The 13,128-nt window shown below is 39.5% G+C and carries 13 protein-coding genes; 5 read left to right on the top strand and 8 right to left on the bottom strand.

All coding sequences use genetic code 11. The features are described 5' to 3' along the window. The first annotated feature begins 12 nt into the window (after positions 1 to 12). Together bla and ACH30E_RS11915 are read left to right on the top strand one after the other, a co-directional pair. On the top strand, positions 13 to 756 hold the full coding sequence (gene bla, locus ACH30E_RS11920; protein ID WP_490825184.1) for a subclass B1 metallo-beta-lactamase: 744 nt from the start codon (positions 13 to 15) through the stop codon (positions 754 to 756). 87 nt (positions 757 to 843) lie between these two features. Beyond that, the gene (locus ACH30E_RS11915; protein ID WP_490847344.1) at positions 844 to 3,246 is read left to right on the top strand and encodes a glutaminase family protein; all 2,403 of its coding nucleotides are present in this window, start codon (positions 844 to 846) and stop codon (positions 3,244 to 3,246) included. Positions 3,247 to 3,348: 102 nt separating this feature from the next. Here the strand turns inward: ACH30E_RS11915 and rplL are convergent, their stop codons facing one another. The 7 genes from rplL to ACH30E_RS11880 all read right to left on the bottom strand — a co-directional run bounded on the left by rplL (position 3,349) and on the right by ACH30E_RS11880 (position 9,363). Then, positions 3,349 to 3,723, bottom strand: a complete 375-nt coding sequence (rplL, locus tag ACH30E_RS11910) for a 50S ribosomal protein L7/L12 (RefSeq protein ID WP_133475421.1) — start codon at positions 3,721 to 3,723, stop codon at positions 3,349 to 3,351. A gap of 223 nt (positions 3,724 to 3,946) precedes the next feature. Beyond that, positions 3,947 to 4,465 carry a 50S ribosomal protein L10 gene (gene rplJ / locus ACH30E_RS11905; protein ID WP_294990397.1) on the bottom strand — a complete coding sequence of 173 codons (519 nt, stop codon included), beginning with the start codon at positions 4,463 to 4,465 and terminating at the stop codon, positions 3,947 to 3,949. Between the two features lie 60 nt (positions 4,466 to 4,525). Further along, positions 4,526 to 5,218 (bottom strand): 50S ribosomal protein L1, encoded by a 693-nt coding sequence (rplA, locus tag ACH30E_RS11900; protein ID WP_294990400.1) that lies wholly within the window; start codon positions 5,216 to 5,218, stop codon positions 4,526 to 4,528. A gap of 26 nt (positions 5,219 to 5,244) precedes the next feature. Further along, positions 5,245 to 5,691, bottom strand: a complete 447-nt coding sequence (gene rplK / locus ACH30E_RS11895) for a 50S ribosomal protein L11 (protein ID WP_294990403.1) — start codon at positions 5,689 to 5,691, stop codon at positions 5,245 to 5,247. Positions 5,692 to 5,979: 288 nt separating this feature from the next. After that, the gene (locus ACH30E_RS11890; RefSeq protein ID WP_490824990.1) at positions 5,980 to 6,456 is read right to left on the bottom strand and encodes a DUF4920 domain-containing protein; all 477 of its coding nucleotides are present in this window, start codon (positions 6,454 to 6,456) and stop codon (positions 5,980 to 5,982) included. 191 nt (positions 6,457 to 6,647) lie between these two features. Then, positions 6,648 to 8,210, bottom strand: coding sequence for a serine hydrolase (locus tag ACH30E_RS11885; RefSeq protein ID WP_490824989.1), 1,563 nt, complete (start codon positions 8,208 to 8,210; stop codon positions 6,648 to 6,650). Continuing rightward, positions 8,203 to 9,363 carry a serine hydrolase domain-containing protein gene (locus tag ACH30E_RS11880; protein WP_490824988.1) on the bottom strand — a complete coding sequence of 387 codons (1,161 nt, stop codon included), beginning with the start codon at positions 9,361 to 9,363 and terminating at the stop codon, positions 8,203 to 8,205. The genes ACH30E_RS11885 and ACH30E_RS11880 overlap by 8 nt, the downstream gene beginning before the upstream one ends. A gap of 190 nt (positions 9,364 to 9,553) precedes the next feature. On the opposite strand from ACH30E_RS11880, the gene ACH30E_RS11875 reads away from it, so the two are divergent. The 3 genes from ACH30E_RS11875 to ACH30E_RS11865 are packed head-to-tail and all read left to right on the top strand — an operon-like array spanning position 9,554 to position 11,843. Next, positions 9,554 to 10,630, top strand: a complete 1,077-nt coding sequence (locus ACH30E_RS11875; RefSeq protein WP_490824987.1) for a sensor histidine kinase — start codon at positions 9,554 to 9,556, stop codon at positions 10,628 to 10,630. After that, complete coding sequence (locus tag ACH30E_RS11870) at positions 10,627 to 11,340, top strand: LytR/AlgR family response regulator transcription factor (RefSeq protein WP_490824986.1); 714 nt, start codon at positions 10,627 to 10,629, stop codon at positions 11,338 to 11,340. The genes ACH30E_RS11875 and ACH30E_RS11870 overlap by 4 nt, the downstream gene beginning before the upstream one ends. A gap of 53 nt (positions 11,341 to 11,393) precedes the next feature. Further along, entirely contained in the window at positions 11,394 to 11,843 is a 450-nt protein-coding gene (locus ACH30E_RS11865) for a YqgE/AlgH family protein (protein WP_490824985.1), read from the top strand. Here ACH30E_RS11865 and ACH30E_RS11860 read toward each other — a convergent pair. After that, on the bottom strand, positions 11,840 to 13,069 hold the full coding sequence (locus ACH30E_RS11860; protein ID WP_490824984.1) for a glycosyltransferase: 1,230 nt from the start codon (positions 13,067 to 13,069) through the stop codon (positions 11,840 to 11,842). The genes ACH30E_RS11865 and ACH30E_RS11860 overlap by 4 nt on opposite strands. Positions 13,070 to 13,128: the final 59 nt, after the last annotated feature.

Here is a 13,128-nt window from a genome sequence, read left to right as displayed (position 1 = left end):
ATACAACATACTATGAGGAAACTATATCCATATTTATTGCTGGTTTTCGTCTTTCTGCCTTCTGCGGTTTTTTCAATGACCGGTACAGATACCGTATACAAATCTGATCAACTCATTATTACCCGGCTTGCCAAACATAGCTATGTACATACCAGCTACCTGTATACCAACAGTTTTGGTAAAGTACCCTGTAATGGCATGATTGTGCTCAATAAAAATGAAGCAATCGTTTTTGACACTCCGGCTAATGATACCAGTACAACAGAGCTGATAAACTGGATTGAAAAACAAGCAAAATGCAACATCAAAGCTGTTATACCTACGCATTATCATGAAGACTGCTTGGGCGGACTCAAAGTTTTTCACCAACTAAATATTCTTTCTTATGCTAGTAAAACAACCATCGCATTGGCAAGGGAACAGAAATCTACTATTCCAAAAAATGCCTTTGCAGATCAGTTGGAGCTAACTGTAGGTGGCGATAAAATATATACCCGGTTTTTTGGTGAAGGACATACCAAAGACAATGTAGTTGCCTACTTCCCTACCGACCAGATACTATTTGGCGGATGCCTGATTAAGGAAATAAATGCCACGAAAGGCTGGGTGGGCGATGCAAATGAAAAAGCATGGCCAGTTACAGTAAAACAAATAAAAAAGAAATATCCTGGAGTAAAAATAGTGATCCCTGGGCATGGTGAGCCCGGCAATAAATCGTTACTCGATTATACGATCCGCTTATTCAGTACAGAATAATTTATACGACATAAAGTACTATTTGATCTTCATACTTCAATTTTTATTAAATTGAATGCTAATCATATACCCTTTGATTTATTTGCCATGAAGAAACTGTACAGCTTATTGATTGCTTTTGCAATAACACATCCCATTTTTGCCCAGGTTTCAAAAGCTCCTGCCTATCCGCTGATTACCCACGACCCCTATTTCAGTATCTGGAGTTTTTCAGACAAACTCAATGAATCGGTTACCAAACACTGGACAGGCGCCGATCATTCATTGCTGGGCTATATTGATGTGGATGGCAAATTGTATAAATTCCTGGGAGCCCCACCCAAAAAATTACAACCACTATTACCCAATAGCGATTTACAAGGATACGATTGCAGGTATACTGAACAAAAACCTGCTGAAAACTGGTTCAGTCCGGAGTTTGATGACAGCCAATGGAAAAATGGACTGGGCATGTTTGGCTCAAAGAATATGGATGCCGTTACTGAATGGAACTCAAGAGAAATTTGGTTTCGAAGAACCTTCAATGTTACCAACAATGATTTTAATGAATTATTACTTACCCTTAAGTATGACGATAATATCAAAGTATTCCTGAATGGTGAAAAAATTTATGAAGCCGGCTGTTGCTCTTCTAATAAGGAGATCATACTCCAAAATGAAATCAAACAAAAAATAAAAGCCGGAAAAAATACTTTGGCAGTGTATTGTGAAAATACCGGAGGCCCGGGCATCATTGATATTGGACTCTACAACAGGTTACCAGATGAGCCTGTTACACAAGCCCTACAAACAAGTGTAAACATTACTGCTACCCAAACAAAATACCAATTTACCTGCGGGCCGGTAAACTTAAACGTTGACTTCCTATCTCCCTTACTAGCTAATAATATAGACTTATACGCACGTCCAATTAGCTTCATTAATTTCAATGCAAAAGCTACGGATGGTAAAGCGCATTCAGTAAAGATTTATTTTAATAGCAGTGCAGACATCGCACGAAATAAAACGAATCAACCTGCAAGTACCACTGTAAGCAAGTATGGTTCCTTATTTATTCAAACAACAGGTACCAATGCCCAGCAGGTATTAAAAAGAAAAGGAGACGATGTTCGGATCGATTGGGGCTATGCATATCTCGCGATAAAAGATGAAAAAGGAATTCAGCTATCTGAACAAAGTGACAATCCTTCAGTCAATTCAGTTGCTGATAAATGTTCACTTAAAATCGATTATGGAAAACTTAGTGCTACTCCGGTTTCAAAAACGGTTTTATTGGCTTATGATGATCTATTTTCCATCCAATATTTCAATGAAAACCTTAAAGCCTGGTGGAAGAAAAATTTCGCTTCAACCGAAGAGATGTTGAAAAAATCTATCGAGGAATATGCCTCGATAGTTAAACTATGCAACCAATTCGACCGACAGCTATATACAGATGCATTGAAAGCAGGCGGTGAAAATTATGCACGTTTATGTGTACTCGCCTATCGCGAATCACTGGCAGCACATAAACTTGTAAGAGGCGCAAATGATGAAATCTTATTTCCACAGAAAGAAAACTTTAGTAACGGATCTATCTGGACGGTTGATGTTACCTACCCTTCTGCTCCTTTAACTCTTTTATACAATCCGGCTTTATTGAAAGGGATGGTAGCGCCTATTATGACTTATAGCGAATCGGGCAAATGGACCAAACCCTTTCCTGCACATGATTTAGGTACTTATCCATTAGCAAATGGACAAACCTATGGGGAAGATATGCCTGTTGAGGAATCGGGAAATATGATCATTCTCACGGCAGCAATTTGTAAAGCTGAAAAGAACTATACGTTTGCAAAAGATCATTGGCCTTTGTTAAGTCAATGGGTTGAATTTTTGAATAAAGATGGATTTGATCCTGCAAACCAATTGTGTACCGATGATTTTGCCGGACACCTTGCCCGCAATACGAATTTATCGATGAAAGCCATTGTGGGTATTGGTGCCTACGCTCAAATGGCAAGACAACTCGGTAAAACAGCTGAAGCAAACAGGTATGAAAAAATTGCAAAAGACTATGCCCTTAAATGGATGCAGATGGCAGATGATGGAGATCATTACACGCTTACGTTTGACAATAAAGGAACCTGGAGCCAGAAATACAACCTGGTGTGGGATAAGCTGCTCAACATGAACCTCTTTCCTGCTGCAGTGTATGAAAAAGAAGTGAAGTACTATCTCACCAAACAAAATAAGTACGGACTGCCTTTAGACAGTCGCAGAACTTATACCAAGAGCGACTGGATTGTTTGGACATCCGTACTCGCATCTAAAGAGAAAGATTTTAAAGCCTTGATTGACCCGGTATACAAATATGCCATCGAAACCCCAAGTCGGGTTCCACTCAGCGACTGGCACGAAACAACAGACGGCAAACAAGTTGGCTTTCAGGCAAGAAGCGTAGTCGGTGGATATTTCATTAAAGTACTCGAGAAAAAGTGGGGGGAATAGACCATGGACCATGGACTATGGACTATGGACTATGGCCTACCCCCTACAAAAAAGCCGCCCCAAATTGGAGCGGCTATATTTTTTGCTTAACAGCTTGTGAAATTACTTCACTTCTACTTCAGCACCAGCTTCTTTCAGCTTAGCAACGATATCGTCAGCTTCAGCTTTAGAGATACCCTCTTTTACTGGTTTTGGAGCACCGTCAACCAGGTCTTTTGCTTCTTTCAGTCCAAGACCAGTCAATTCTTTCACGATTTTAACTACGTTCAGTTTGCTTGCACCACCGTTAACGAGTACAACATCGAAAGATGTTTTCTCTTCAGCAGCAGCAGCTCCACCGCCGTCGCCAGCAGCAACTACAACTGCAGCAGCAGCTGGTTCAATACCGTAATCAGCTTTCAATACATCAGCTAATTCCTGAACTTCTTTTACTGTTAAGCCTACTAATGTTTCGGCTAATGCTTTTACGTCTGCCATTTTGTTTCAATTTTTTCCGGCTTCATATTCGCCTCAGGCGAATCCGTCGGATGTTTTAAAAAAATTTGATACCTATATTAATTTGAAAATTTGGGAATTTGAAAATTTGAAAATGTCAAATTCTTTGTTTTCAGTTAATAAAATTTACTTGAAAATTGATTTTTGAAATTTTGAGCTGGTATTCCCATTTTCAAATTTTCAAATTCCCAAATTTTCAAATTGATTATTCAGCGCTCGCTGTAGTTTCAGCCTGCTTCTCGTGGTGGTGCAATAATGCAGCCAGTACACGTTTAGCAGGTGATTGCAGCAATCCGATTACTTCACCGATCAATTCATTCTTAGTCTTGATCTGAGTAAGTGTTTTCAGGTTATTATCGCCAGTGTAAATATCACCATTGATAAATGCTGCTTTCAATACAGGTCTTTCACCATTGCTGGCTTTACGGAAAGAGCTGATAATTAATGCTGGTTCTTTAGGGTTCTCAGAAAACATCAATGCAGTTACATTGTGCAGAGAATCATAAATACCGGCATATTTTTCTGCATCCAAAGACTCAAGCGCCTTACGGATCAGGGTGTTTTTAGCTACTTTCATCTCTACCTGCTTATCGAAGCAGCTACGACGCAAAGTAGACACTTGTGCTACAGTCAACGATTCAGTATCGGTGATGTAGAAGTTATTGTATTGAGCGAATTTCTCTTTCAGAATTTCGATCACCTCATTTTTTTGATCTTTTGTCATATCTGATCTTTTTTAAAAACCCAGGTCATTTCCCCACTGTAACGCGAGGATCACTGGGAATTAGTTCATTAATGATTTGGTGTCTAAAGCGATACCAGGGCTCATGGTGCTGGCCATGCTTACGCCTTTCAGGTATACACCTTTGGCAGAAGATGGTTTCAGCTTGATAATTGCATTGATCAGTTCAGCACTGTTCTCTGCAATTTTCTCAGGAGCAAATGATACACGTCCAATAGAAGCGTGAACAATACCTGCTTTATCTACCTTAAAGGCGATCTTACCACCCTTAACCTCATTTACTGCAGCAGCAACATCGTTGGTTACAGTACCGGTTTTAGGGTTTGGCATCAGGTTACGTGGACCTAACACTTTACCAAGCTTACCTATTTTAGGCATAACAGCCGGTGTAGCGATGATCACATCGATATCTGTCCAACCACCTTCAATTTTGGTGATGAACTCATCCAATCCAACAAAATCAGCACCGGCTTCTTTTGCAGATGCTTCTTTATCAGGCGTACAAAGTACCAGTACTTTTTTAGTTTTACCAGTACCATGCGGTAATGATACAGTACCACGAACCTGCTGATCTGCTTTCTTAGGGTCTACACCCAGACGAATATGCAGGTCTACAGAGCTATCAAATTTGGTACAGTTGATTTCTTTTACAAGTGTAGAGGCTTCTTTCAGGGAATAAGCTTTATTCTTATCCACCTTTACCGCTGCTACTTTTCTTTTCTTAGTCAGTGACATTTTTTACAGATTAAAAGGTGAATAGATTAATTGTTTTCCCAAGGGGCTTTACCTTCTACAGTTAAACCCATACTACGTGCAGTACCCGCAACCATGCTCATCGCACTGTTAAGCGTAAATGCATTCAGGTCAGACATCTTGTCTTTAGCGATAACTTCAACCTGATCCCAGGTTACTTTACCAACTTTCTGACGATTACTTTCCTTAGAACCTTTCTGGATTTTTGCGGCTTCCATTAATTGAACCGCAGCAGGAGCAGTTTTGATGATGAAGTCGAAAGACTTATCAGCATAAACAGTAATTAAAACAGGTACTACTTTACCCATTTTATCCTGGGTTCTGGCATTAAACTGCTTACAGAACTCCATGATGTTGATACCCTTTGAACCAAGGGCTGGACCTACGGGAGGTGCTGGATTGGCTTGACCGCCTTTAACCTGCAACTTCACATAGCCGGTGATTTCTTTGGCCATTGCTTTTTGATTTAATTGGTTATAACGTCCCGCCTAAGGCTGGACTCCCAAACTCAATCATTCTTTCAAAAAAAGAACTTTTGGGGCGGCAAAGGTAAGGAGGATAGGCGGGATTTCAAAGAAAAAGCGCAGAAAAGCTGCAAGCTGCAGGCTACAAGCTACGAGCATTGGAAGAAATATCAGCTAATGCACTGATTATCAATAAAAAAGCAACCGACCATTCGGCCAATTGCTTTCTCTAATTATTCCTTGAAGCTTGAGGCTTGCAGCTTGAAGCTTGTAGCTCTCCTACAGCACCAATATCCCCGCAGCCTGTATCACAATCTCTTTCTTAGGTTCAGTGATTTTAGCAATTTCTTCCTTGCTTTTACCTGCATCTTCCGCAAAATGTTTTAACTGCTTTACAGAAGTGGTCGTTTGGGTAGCTACCCCGTCAATAACAATCTTTTTACCATTCAGCACTACCGGAACAGCAAATTTGTGGTCCTTCATTTTCACCATCATGTTTCCATTGGGAGATTGCACTTTGATCCAACAACCTTCTTTTTGGCAAACTTCGGTTACTACACCTACTATTTTGGCCTCATGAGGCTTTCCCTCTTCTTTGGTAGCCATTACTTTTACAAATTCATCAATAGATACTGCATTATCAGCAGTAGTAGCTTTACCAAATTTGGCACCAGCTTCTGCGGGTACCTGTGGTGGTTGTGCATTCAAGGTGTTCAGGGCAAGAATTGCAAACGCAGCAAACAATAGTTTTTTCATGCGATCCGTATTATAGGTTAATAAAAATGGACAATAAAGCCATCTAATACAAAGATACTAATAGTCATTATATCCACTAAACCGCTGGTAAAAAAGCTGAATAATCGGATCTTTTGCTATGCTGCACTGCTAAACCCAAAGCGAAACCAGTTAATCAACACTGCTTGTATAAAACCCTTTTAAACCTCGGTTTATTCTTCAAATTGATTTTTTCGCTTTCCCGGTTTAAACCCAAGCGCCAATTCTTTCAATTGGTAAGTTATTCGTCGGATAGGAATATCACGATAATTAGAGAGTACAATAACCGTTAAATCGTCGTCGCGGTATTCGTGAAAGTTTGAAATAAATCCATTCATCGTTCCTCCATGCCGAATCAGTTTTCCCGGATCAAGTGCTTCCCCACCTCTATTGTATGGCTGAATCCTAAATCCGTATCCATAATACCCCCAGTCTTTTTCGGCTCCCTGAAACATTTGGGCTAGACTCGATCCACTGACCAACTCCTGCCTGATCATTGCGTTGCGCCATTTAAATAGATCAAATGCAGTAGCATATATATCACCTGCACCATATGCATAGGCAACAACATTGTGAACACGTCGTATAGTACCATTTATTTTCCGATATCCTATTGCCCTGTTCGCCGGAATATTCGTTAACCGCTCCATACCAGTATTAAACATGCCCGCCTTATCGAAAATTATATTTTGAAGGTATTGCTGGTAGGACATCCCAGAAACAGTTTCAATAACCATTGCTAATAAGGTATAATTAATATTCGTGTACTGGTATTTTGTACCCGGTTCAAAACTTCTTTTAGATTGATTGATGATAGCAAGCAATTCACCAGGTGTAATATCCATGATTTCATAATTAGTCAGATTATCAAAACTTGCTTCCAGTCCGGACTGTTGTTTTAACAAATGATGAATGGTCAACCCCTTTGACAATTCTTTTTTTAACCCAGGCAGATAGGAGTTAATCGATTCTTCGAGGTTAATTTTATTTTCTTCAACCAGCTTCATCACGGCAACTGCTACAAATGATTTTGTTAAAGACCCAATTAAAAAACGGGTATCTATTCGATTCGGCACTTCATTTTCAATGTCAAACATTCCGTATGCAGCATGATGGATAATGGAATCGCCCCTTGCCAACAGTATAGTACCTTGAAAATGGGTATCTCCAATAATCGATTGCATATATTGCTCAATCTGATCATTTTTTACTTCAGTTGCAGTACTCCTCTCTGATGCTTCCTTTTTAACGCTTTCAAGATCCATGGAAAATAACACACTGGCAATTTTCCATTGACCATTTAGTTTAATAAGCCCCCAACTTTCTTTACCCCAGTTCCCTTTTCTCCCATTCGCCCAAAAGCTATATTCAAAAGTTACGGCAGCAATCGATTCATCGGAAACAATAACAGGATGTTGAAATTTCTCTTGTTTAAAACCATTCGCAGCTATCGATCTAAACCATGTTTTGAAGTCCGACACTTTATAACCCGGTGCACTGCCGTCTTTCTTCAATCTTTGCTCCTGCGTAGCTGGCCGCCAAACACCTACCCAGGTTACCGGAACATCCGCAAAAAAAGCATACATCTTCACAGAGTCGCGCGTTTCAATGGCTTTCATAAATCCATTCAATAATTCAATAATTGCTTTATCCTGTGCAAACAACCAACTGTTTGAATTGAGCAGCAGAAAAAGGGTAAGGCATAAACTCCGAAAAAAGTTAGGATACTTATTCATGGTATTTATTTTTTCTCTGGCCTGGCTTATATCCATAAACCAGTTCCTTTATTTTAAATGTAATGTCCAATAATTTCAGGTTTCGATAATTGTTGAGAATGATGATGGTCATATCATCTTTGTCGTAATAGTGATAGTTTGCACAAAATCCATTCATTACTCCTCCATGCCGGATAAGCTTACCTGGCGTTTCGGTTGAATCTGAACCTAAATAGGCCTGCGTACGAAATCCGTACCCATAATTACCCTCCTCTTTCACACCTCCATTAAACAACAGTTGCCTGCTTTCAGAACCTACCAATAACCCATGTTGCAATGCATAGCCCCAGGTAAACAGGTCATCAACAGATGAGTACATATCTGCTGTAGCAAATCCATATGAAACAATGTCCTCTATTCGCCTGATTGTTCCATTGATAAGTCTATAACCATTTGCTTTGTTTTTGGGTAGCACGAAAAGGTTTGCGATTCCTGTATGTTTAAGTCTAAGTGGTCGAAACAAATGGTCTTGCATGTAAGATTCGTATGATTGTTTGCTTACCCGCTCAATAATCATTCCCAACAACATAAAATTCAAGGCAGACACTTCAAAAACATTTCCTGCTTCATGCCTTCGTTTTGTTTGGTTAATCAGGTCCAGCAATTCTCCTGGCGTGGGCTCTGCTAACTGGTACTTAGTAACCGCATCGAGATTTAAGGAGAGACCCGATTGGTGTTTAAGCAGGTGATGTATCGTAAGCCCCTTGGCTAGTGAAGCATTTAATTCCGGAAGGTAGGTTGATACCGGAGCCAAAAGTGTTAGCTTACCAGTTTCCACCAGTTGCATAACAGCAACACTTACAAACGACTTAGTAAGAGACCCTAAAAGATATTGTGTGGCAATCTGGATGGGTTGTTTAGTCGCACGGTTACTATACCCATATACCGACTTATGAATAAGTTTATCGCCCTTAACTACCAAAACCACGCCCTGAAAATTAGCTGTATCGACCATGCTTTTAATATATTGATCGATGCCTGGGTGTACTATTTTTTTTGTTGAGGAAACTTCTTTTACGATTCCTTCTGCAGATCTACCTATACCTTTTAACCGGCCGGCGGGTACAGCAGCTATTGCAAAGCCTGCGAACAGGAGGAAAATCAGTTTATTCACCTTGATCATTATTTTTCTCAAAACTCTCCTTTCATCGCTTCGCTTGAACATTTAATCGACAAAAGGCTGTAAATCCGATACAAACATTTCCTGGCCATATTGTTAGTAGATAGCAGGTTTTCGTCTTCGATTTTCCCTATTTCGTCTACAATAGCATACTTACGTTTAACATTTTTCTATTTTTATAGGGATGACTTACAGATCAAAAAACAATCCTGAGAAAAAATACGGCTGGCATATTTTATACTGGATAGTGTTATACCTGTTATACATTACCCAGTATATGTTTACGGAAAGAACTGATAGCCAGCGACATCAATTTAGTTTTTATGACAGGGCTATTACCACATTCTTCCATGTATTGGCGATAATGTCAGCAAGCTATTTCTGCTATCTCAGAATACTCCCATTACTCATCGATAAGAAAAAAATGATCCGGGGCATTATCGAATGTGCTGTGGGTATTTATATTATCGCGGTAGTAAGCAGATTCTCCATTATCTATTTACTGGAACCTATGCTTGGAGGAAATTTTGGGGCGAAGGAATCTGTATGGGAAATTTTCATTGCCTTACCTACATTGTTTACCCACTATATCATCAGCATTGTTTCAGGCACCCTTCCATTTATCATTGTTTACTTACTGATCGATAGACAACGTATAATAATTCAACAATCCGAAATAGAAAATGAAAAAATAAACGCCCAGCTTGAAGCACTTAAGGCACAAATAAATCCTCACTTTTTATTCAACACGCTTAATAATATTTATTCACTTGCAGTACAACAATCGCCAAAAACTGCTGACACAATCGACAAACTCGCCCAGTTACTCGATTACCTATTGTATCGATGTAACAATAATCATGTATCGTTGGAAAATGAAATTCACTTTTTACAGAGTTATCTAGACCTTGGGAAAACCCGATTTAGCGAACGGTTGAGTATTCAATTCATACATAAAAGCGATATGGCTTATCAAATCGCTCCTTTATTGTTGATCCCAATTATTGAAAATATGTTTAAACATGGGGCTGAACAAACAGTGGGTACAATTGCTTTCAACATAAATTTAAAAGCCGAAAACAATCAATTAACTTTAATTGCTACCAATAACTATAACAATACCGAAAATAAAACTTCGGGAATCGGCTTAACCAACCTGAAACAAAGATTGCAAATGCTTTATCCTGGAAAACACGCCCTAACCATCAACACATCCAATCCTGAAATCTTTGAAGTAAAACTACAGGTACCTCTTATATGAATGCAACATGTTTAATTGTAGATGACGAGCCACTTGCAGTTCAACTGCTTGAAAAGCATGTAAAAGATTCGGGCATGCTTGTATTGAGTGGCTGCTGTTCCGATGCCATGGAGGCAAGCAACATTCTACGAACAAACCAGGTTGATCTGCTCTTGCTGGATATTCAAATGCCTAAATTAACAGGTATCGATTTCCTTAAAATGCTTAAACCGGCTCCTTCAGTAATATTTACCACAGCACATAGGTCCTATGCACTTGAAGGATATGAACTAGATGTGGTTGATTACCTGGTTAAGCCAATCAGCTTTGAACGATTTATGGCTGCTATTGAAAAGTTTTACAGAAAGCATACAGCAGATTCCTTGGTGAATAGTTCAATAGATTCCCAGCAAGTAAAAAAAATAGTGCAGCTACATTCCGGTGCCAAAACATATCAAATCAATGAAGCAGATATTGTTTATATTGAAAGCTTAAGAGATTATATACAAGTTCATTTTGAGGATGGCAAAAAACTAATGTTCAAATACAGAATCGGACAACTTGAAGCTGAGTTATCCAATAATTTTTTACGCGTACACAAATCATACATAGTCCATAAAAACAAAATCAGTGTTTTCAGTGGTCAACTCATTGAACTTGGAGAAATTATTATTCCTGTTGGAAGTCACTATAAACCCTTTGTTGACCAGCTAATCAAAAAGCCGGGTTAACTAATACCGACCTTCATTATACACTACTATCTTTACCGCTTAAATACAATGTAATGTATTCGCTTACGGGAACTTTCTGGAAAAGCGCTCCTACAATTGGTGATCCCCATTTTGAGGATACCATCTTACTCATTGTATCCCACGATACAACCGGATCAGTTGGCCTCATACTAAACCAACCATACCATCGCAGGTTTAATGAGCTGGTAGAATTTAAGGACTACCCTCCTCTGCCGATCAATATTGGTGGACCAGTAGACCAGGAGCATCTTTTCCTGCTGCATAAAGACCCTGAGTTAGTACCTGGAGGTATGCAGGTTACCAAAGACTGGTTTTATGGTGGCGATTTCAAAGTGGCTTTGACAAACTTAAAAAATGGATCTCTTGCCCCGGTAGCTATTCAACTTTATCTCGGTTATTCCGGATGGGACGCCCTGCAACTAGAAGAAGAAATCGAAGAAGGAAGTTGGATTACCTGCGCCCCGCCAAATCGATTCATTTAATCAACCCTTTTGCCTTCAATAATATCAATCGCACGGGATACGCCATCTTCAGCACGCAACTGTATACCAATATTTTCTGTTGCTTTATACAAATCAGCATTGGTTAGCAATGCTGAAACCTGCTTAAGAAATATTTTTTCCGTCATCTTTTTTAAAGGAACTGGTTTTAGTCCCCACCCCTTTCTAAAAATAATCATTCCCCAAAAATGCTGATCGCCGAAAGGATATAAAACCGGACAAATAAACATTGGCTTCCCTGCGCGTAAGCAGGCAGCCGTTGTGCCGATACCACCATGGTGTACCACTGCTTTTACCTGTGGCAGTAATAAATCATATGGTGCAGAAGCGATTACTTTTACATTATCATAAGCTTCTATTTCACTTGTATCTGATAATCCCCATCCTTTCACCACAATAATCCGGATATGCGGAATAGACTGTATGGATTTAATCAGGGCAGTTAATCCTGCTTTGTTTTCAAACGGCATACTTCCAAATGTTATAAGCAAGGGCGGTTCACCGGCCTGCAGAAAATCCTGGAGCGATTTGTCTAGCTCCCCGTCCGGAGCAAGGTTCCAGAAACCGGTAAAGTAACTATTTGCCGGATAATCTGCCGGTTTAGGAAGCACCAGTTCACTAATCCCATAAATGGAAGGCAATGCAGGTCTTACAAAAACCGGAGATAACCCTGCACGCGCCCGAATAGCCAATATAGGTTTCTGCCACATTTTTAATCCCAGTGCAGTAAGTTTATAGGTTAGTCTATTCAACCACCCTGGCAATCCTAATGCACTGAATACGGGGTTGGGAAATGCTTTGGTTTTTTCTCCGGCAGGTATAACATCTGTCCTGATCATTTTATCCGGAAAAGCATCGGCAAAATAGTCGCAAAGTGTTTTTATATGAAACAGTACTTTATCGTTTTCTTTTGCCAGTTCATAAAATACTTGAAACGCATCACTCATTTTTGGGAAGAGTGTATCATGAAGGTATTTCTTCATGCGGAATGGATTTTTCATGATCTTTTTTGCTTCTTCCGATTCTATCAGTTCCTGGAAATCGAGTTCCACAGGTAAAAATGAAATACCATAAGTTTTTACCAGTCCTTCGAAATTTCTGGCCGTACAAAGTACCACTGTATGTCCTCTTTCCTGTAATGCTTTGCCTAAAACAGCATAAGGTTGTACATCTCCTCTTGTGCCAAGGGTAATAAGTGCAATTTTCATCTGGCAATTTTTTAGCGATCTTAATTTGTATCAGTCGCAAAAAGGAAGAAAATATTAAC

Source organism: Sediminibacterium sp. FW305-C-61, from assembly GCF_058231065.1.
Note: the sequence above shows the minus strand (reverse complement) of the source record. Positions and strands in the feature narration are given on the sequence as shown.

Excerpts from the sequence above, each read along its gene's own strand:
- ACH30E_RS11885 (WP_490824989.1), bottom strand. The coding sequence starts at position 8,210 with ATGAATAAGTATCCTAACTTTTTTCGGAGTTTATGCCTTACCCTTTTT.
- ACH30E_RS11915 (WP_490847344.1), top strand. The coding sequence starts at position 844 with ATGAAGAAACTGTACAGCTTATTGATTGCTTTTGCAATAACACATCCC.
- rplK (WP_294990403.1), bottom strand. The coding sequence starts at position 5,691 with ATGGCCAAAGAAATCACCGGCTATGTGAAGTTGCAGGTTAAAGGCGGT.
- rplJ (WP_294990397.1), bottom strand. The coding sequence starts at position 4,465 with ATGACAAAAGATCAAAAAAATGAGGTGATCGAAATTCTGAAAGAGAAA.
- ACH30E_RS11890 (WP_490824990.1), bottom strand. The coding sequence starts at position 6,456 with ATGAAAAAACTATTGTTTGCTGCGTTTGCAATTCTTGCCCTGAACACC.
- ACH30E_RS11860 (WP_490824984.1), bottom strand. The coding sequence starts at position 13,069 with ATGAAAATTGCACTTATTACCCTTGGCACAAGAGGAGATGTACAACCT.
- rplL (WP_133475421.1), bottom strand. The coding sequence starts at position 3,723 with ATGGCAGACGTAAAAGCATTAGCCGAAACATTAGTAGGCTTAACAGTA.
- bla (WP_490825184.1), top strand. The coding sequence starts at position 13 with ATGAGGAAACTATATCCATATTTATTGCTGGTTTTCGTCTTTCTGCCT.
- ACH30E_RS11870 (WP_490824986.1), top strand. The coding sequence starts at position 10,627 with ATGAATGCAACATGTTTAATTGTAGATGACGAGCCACTTGCAGTTCAA.
- ACH30E_RS11865 (WP_490824985.1), top strand. The coding sequence starts at position 11,394 with ATGTATTCGCTTACGGGAACTTTCTGGAAAAGCGCTCCTACAATTGGT.
- ACH30E_RS11875 (WP_490824987.1), top strand. The coding sequence starts at position 9,554 with ATGACTTACAGATCAAAAAACAATCCTGAGAAAAAATACGGCTGGCAT.
- rplA (WP_294990400.1), bottom strand. The coding sequence starts at position 5,218 with ATGTCACTGACTAAGAAAAGAAAAGTAGCAGCGGTAAAGGTGGATAAG.